This window comes from Psychroflexus gondwanensis ACAM 44 (assembly GCF_000355905.1).
Classification (GTDB): Bacteria; Bacteroidota; Bacteroidia; order Flavobacteriales; family Flavobacteriaceae; genus Psychroflexus; species Psychroflexus gondwanensis.
This window is the reverse complement of record NZ_APLF01000033.1, coordinates 1-4998: the sequence shown is the minus strand read 5'-3', so window position 1 is coordinate 4998 and position 4998 is coordinate 1. Positions and strand designations below refer to the sequence as shown.

The following is a 4998-nucleotide window of genomic DNA, read 5'->3' as shown; positions in this document are numbered from 1 at the left end:
AAGCTTAAACAAGAAATTACTTAAAGCCTAAATATATTACTTAAACAGATTCCGTATCGCGCTATCGCTTGCACGGAATTTCAAGCTTCTCAATACAAAGAAAACGGCCTATTTTTTATGGAAGTTAGAAAACAAAAAAGTGGTGAAGAAGGGATAAAGGAGCAAAGCACTAGTGAAACGGTTTGCTTTGCGTGGAGGAACCGCTTTTGTAGTTTTCTAAGACATAAAAATAAGCCTAGTCCCCAAAGCTTTGGGGATTGGTTTCTCCCGATACTTCGGGATTGGGCGATGCAAAAAAGAAAAGAGAGAGTAAATGATATAGAAAGCTGGATTAATCTCATAACTTCAAATTACTTCTCGATACAATTTTCTATTGAAAATCACCTGCCTACCAAGGAACGCAGGCAGGCTCGAAGTGACAAGTGAGTGTCTAGTCTTGAGAGATGAGTTCAATGGACAAGCCTAAAGCATTGGCAAGTAAAGCGAAATTTGATAATCGAATATCTTCTCCGTTTTCAATCCTAGAAATATAAGGTCTCTTCTTTCCCACCTTTTCTGCTAGATTCTCCTGACTCATATGCAATTCCTTTCTTCGGTTCCTAATGATTTCTCCAAAATAATAGGAAAAAGCATCTTCTTTAAATTCTTCCCGCTCTTTTGAGCCTTCTTTTCCATATCGTTTTGAAATCAGTTCTTTTGCGTTTATTGATTTTCCCATAATTACTTTTCTTTTAGATAATCTTCTACTATTTTTTCACCGTGTTGGATGGCCTTTTTATAATCTTTAGTTCCCTTTTTCTGAAATCCATATAGGCAAACTGCTTTTGTACATTCGGCAAAATTCATATGGTCCATCGCAAAAATTATAATTCGATATTCATTTCCTGCTTTAATTCGTAACTCATAAAACGGTGTCGATTGCAGCTTTTTCAGAAAGTTAGCATTCACTACTTTAATTTCAGTGATAACTTCAATAAGTTGGAAGAATTTAAGTCCAACCCTTTCGTTTTGGTTGTCGATAAATTCCAAACATTTTTCTGTAATATCGATTTCTCTCACACTACAAATGTAACGAATAAGTTACAAAGGTGTCTTGTTCTAAACGATTTTTAATTCTTAATTATGAATTTTTAATTGAAAAAATGTCAGTTTGAGTCGTGAGTCGGTAGCCGTGTGTGGTTAGTCGTGAGTAAATAGTCGTGAGTCGTGAGTCGAGAGTGGTGAGTCGGTAGCTGTGAGAGGTGAGTGGTAGATTAGTATAATGGTGTAATAGTATAGTGGTGTAATGGGTTTTTGGTGAATGGGCCAATAGAGGTGAGAGGTGAACTGGTGGCTGAGTGATTTTTCTTTTGAAAAATTATATCGAAGCCATACTTTAAGACACGTCATTTCGATACATTCTGTCTGCCGACAGAACACTCAATGACCAGATTTGATATTTAAAATTTCAAAATTGACAATTCAAATTTTTTTCTGTTAATGTCAGTTCGAGTGAATTTGACTTTTGAAAAAAGTGAAATTTGTATCGAGAACTCTTTTTAGCTATCAACTTCAAACTACTTCTCGATACAATTTTCTATCGAAAATCACTCGAAGTGACAGCCTCGTGGCTTCAAGTTCGACGATACAAAGAAAAACGGCCTACTTTTTATGGAGGTTAGAAAACAAAAAAGTGGTGAAGAAAGGATAAAGGAGCAAAGCACTAGTGAAACGGTTTGCTTTGCGTGGAGGAGCCGCTTTTGTAGTTTTCAAAGACATAAAAATAAGCCTAGTCTTTTTTGTTTCTTTTTTGGGCGATGCAAAAAAGAAAGAGAACATAAATGATATAGAAAGCTGGATTAATCTCATAACTTCAAACTACTTCTCGATACAATTTTCTATCGAAAATCACTCGAAGTGACAGCCTTGAGGCGTCAAGTTTCTCGAAAGTTAGAAAACGGCCTACTAAATTCAGCCGTAAAAATTAAAGTGAAGATGGCGTAAAATTTTAGACTGTCTGAGGGTGTTTTCCAGCCGAGTTTCTAAAATTTAGAAGGTGAGCGATAATTTTAGGAAGAATTTCGTAAGCCTAGTCCCCAAAGCTTTGGGGATTGGTTCGTTTTTTCATCAATGGAAAAAATGAATGAAAGCATTAATAGCCGTGAGTGGTGAGTGGTGAGAAGTAAACCAGATTTCATATTTAAAATTTCAAAATTTACAATTCAAAATAATCTTATAGACACTGCTCATAGTACGGAAGCTAAAAAATTTATCTTTTTAGGAAGCTCTTGCATTTATCCTAAACTGGCACCACAACCCTTGAAGGAAGAGTATTTGTTAACGGGTAGTTTAGAGCCCACTAATGAGTGGTATGCCATTGCAAAAATAACAGGTGTAAAAGCCTGTGAGGCTATCCGCAAGCAATACGGTAGGGATTTTGTGAGTCTTATGCCTACGAATTTATATGGTCCCAACGATAATTTTGATTTAAAAACGTCACATGTTCTTCCTGCCATGATTCGTAAGTTTCACGAAGCCAAGCTTAATAATAACGAGCCCGTTGAATTATGGGGTAGTGGAACTCCAATGCGTGAATTTTTACATGTAGACGATATGGCAGATGCGGTAGTCTTCGCTTTAGAAAATAAATTGCCGGAACACTTATATAATATTGGAACAGGTAAGGATCTAACTATAGAAGAACTAGCAGAAACCATTCAAAAAGTAGTGGAGCATAATGGCGAGATCGTTTGGGATAGTTCTAAACCAGATGGTACTCCAAGAAAATTGATGAATGAAGATAAGATGAAAAAAGCAGGTTGGAAGGCTTCTACTAATTTGGAAGATGGGATTGAAAGTACTTATAATTAGTTTTTAGAGAATGAAAATAAGTATAAACAAGTGAAATTGTAAATGCAGTTAATAGCAATAAACAATGAGCAATAAAGCTCACTCCTCACTAACCACTAATTACTCCTCCCTAACCACAACCCAAAAGACATAAACATACTTATAACTTTTGCTATATTTGTAAAAAGTTATAATCATAATGATAGAAAATAATTTAGTGATTCCAGATAATATACATAAACGTTCTCATTATTTAGAGAAGGTGCGGCCATTCATCGGGCAGAATATTATTAAGGTGTTAACGGGTCAGCGGCGTGTAGGTAAAAGCTATTTGCTTTTTCAGATCATACAATGGATCAAAGAAAATGATAGCAGCGGAACGATTATTTATATCAATAAAGAAGATCTAGCTTTTTCATTTATAAAGACTGCCCAAGATTTACATGAATATGTACAGGCTCATAAAGCGAAATCTGGAAAAACCTATGTTTTTATTGATGAGATCCAAGATATTGAAAATTTTGGGGATGCCCTTCGTTCCTTATTACTTCAAACCAATCTGGATCTCTATTGTACTGGCAGCAACGCTAATTTATTGTCGGGGGACATCGCAGGACATCTCAGTGGTAGATATATTGCCATAAAGGTTTTTAGTCTTGCTTACCCAGAGTTTATATCTTTTCATGGGCTAACAGAAAATGAGGAGAGTTTAAACAAATATCTCAAATTCGGTGGGCTTCCCTATCTCATTCATTTGGAACTGAAAGACGAAGTGGTATTTGAATATTTAAAGAATATCTACCAGAGTATTGTTTACCGGGATATCATTAATCGTTATGCTATTCGGAATGTTAATTTTCTGGAACAGTTGGTTTTGTTTTTAGCGGCACATACAGGCAGCATCTTTTCTGCAAAAAAGATCAGTGATTTTTTAAAGTCTCAGCGCGTAAAGATGGCGCCAAACCAAGTACAGAATTATATACAGCATTTGGTAAATGCTTTTTTAGTCCATAAAGTGGGGCGCTACGATTTAATTGGGAAGCGGTTGTTCGAGATAGGCGAAAAGTATTATTTTGAAAACCTGGGCATCCGGAACGGACTCTGGGGATTCAGGTTGGAGGATAGGGGAAAGATCATGGAGAACGTAGTATATAATCATCTGCTTTTTAAAGGATATAAAGTAAAGGTAGGAATGCTGGGGAACAAAGAAGTAGATTTTATTGCAGAAAAAGAAGGGGAAAAATTATATGTGCAGGTGGCTTTAACTATTAATGATCCTGCTACGCTAGAACGTGAGTTTGGCAATCTAAAACAAATTAAAGATAATTATCCCAAAAAGGTAGTTACCATGGAAAGCTTTTCCGGAAATACAGTTGCAGGAATCGAGACCCAAGACCTAAGAAGTTTTTTACTTACTTAATTTTGAATATAATTTCTGGAACTCCTTTTCGGGAGTTTTTATTTGTGGACGATATGGCAGATGAATTTTGCTTTTGAAAAAAGTAAAATTTGTATCGAGAACTCGACTAAACGTAAAACTTCAAACTACTTCTCGATACAATTTTCTATCGAAAATCACTCGAAGTGACAAGTGAGCCGTGAGTGGTGAGTGGTGAGAGGTAAACAAGATTTCATATTTAAAATTTCAAAATTAACAATTCAAATTTTCTTCTGTTAATGTCAGTTCGAGTGAATTTTGCTTTTGAAAAAAGTGAAATTTGTATCGAGAACTCGATTAAACGTGAAACTTCAAACTACTTCTCGATACAATCTTCTATCGAAAACCACTCGAAGTGACAGGTGAGCCGTGAGTCGTAAGAGGTGAGTTTGAATACATGTCAGTTCGAGTGAATTTGACTTTTGAAAAAAGTAAAATTTGTATCGAGAACTCGATTAAACGTGAAACTTCAAATTACTTCTCGATACAATTTTCTATCGAAAATCACTCGAAGTGACAGCCTTGAAGTATCAAGTTTCACGATACAAAGAAAAACGGCCTATTTTTTATGGAAGTTAGAAAACAAAAAAGTGGTGAAGAAGGGATAAAGGAGCAAAGCACTAGTGAAACGGTTTGCTTTGCGTGGAGGAACCGCTTTTGTAGTTTTCTAAGACATAAAAATAAGCCTAGTCTTTTTTGTTTCTTTTTTGGGCGATGCAAAAAAGAAAAGA

General features: G+C 35.6%; 5 protein-coding genes. 3 read left to right on the top strand and 2 right to left on the bottom strand.

Annotated features, from left to right (window positions below):
* Positions 1–117 precede the first annotated feature (117 nt).
* A complete protein-coding gene (locus PGOND44_RS14660; RefSeq protein WP_003445595.1) occupies positions 118–426 on the top strand; it encodes a hypothetical protein in 309 nt (102 codons plus the stop codon).
* A gap of 4 nt (positions 427–430) precedes the next feature.
* On the opposite strand, the gene PGOND44_RS14655 is transcribed toward PGOND44_RS14660, so the two are convergent.
* Entirely contained in the window at positions 431–718 is a 288-nt protein-coding gene (locus PGOND44_RS14655; RefSeq protein ID WP_003445594.1) for a helix-turn-helix domain-containing protein, read from the bottom strand.
* 2 nt (positions 719–720) lie between these two features.
* Entirely contained in the window at positions 721–1059 is a 339-nt protein-coding gene (locus PGOND44_RS14650) for a type II toxin-antitoxin system RelE/ParE family toxin (protein ID WP_040556291.1), read from the bottom strand.
* A gap of 1095 nt (positions 1060–2154) precedes the next feature.
* Between PGOND44_RS14650 and PGOND44_RS14645 the strand changes: the two genes are divergently transcribed.
* Entirely contained in the window at positions 2155–2850 is a 696-nt protein-coding gene (locus tag PGOND44_RS14645) for a GDP-L-fucose synthase family protein (RefSeq protein ID WP_155943862.1), read from the top strand.
* A 178-nt stretch (positions 2851–3028) separates the two neighbouring features.
* On the top strand, positions 3029–4249 hold the full coding sequence (locus PGOND44_RS14640) for an ATP-binding protein (protein WP_003445591.1): 1221 nt from the start codon (positions 3029–3031) through the stop codon (positions 4247–4249).
* Positions 4250–4998: the final 749 nt, after the last annotated feature.

Coding starts and splice junctions, on each gene's coding strand:
- PGOND44_RS14660 (WP_003445595.1), top strand. CDS start 118: ATGGAAGTTAGAAAACAAAAAAGTGGTGAAGAAGGGATAAAGGAGCAA.
- PGOND44_RS14640 (WP_003445591.1), top strand. CDS start 3,029: ATGATAGAAAATAATTTAGTGATTCCAGATAATATACATAAACGTTCT.
- PGOND44_RS14655 (WP_003445594.1), bottom strand. CDS start 718: ATGGGAAAATCAATAAACGCAAAAGAACTGATTTCAAAACGATATGGA.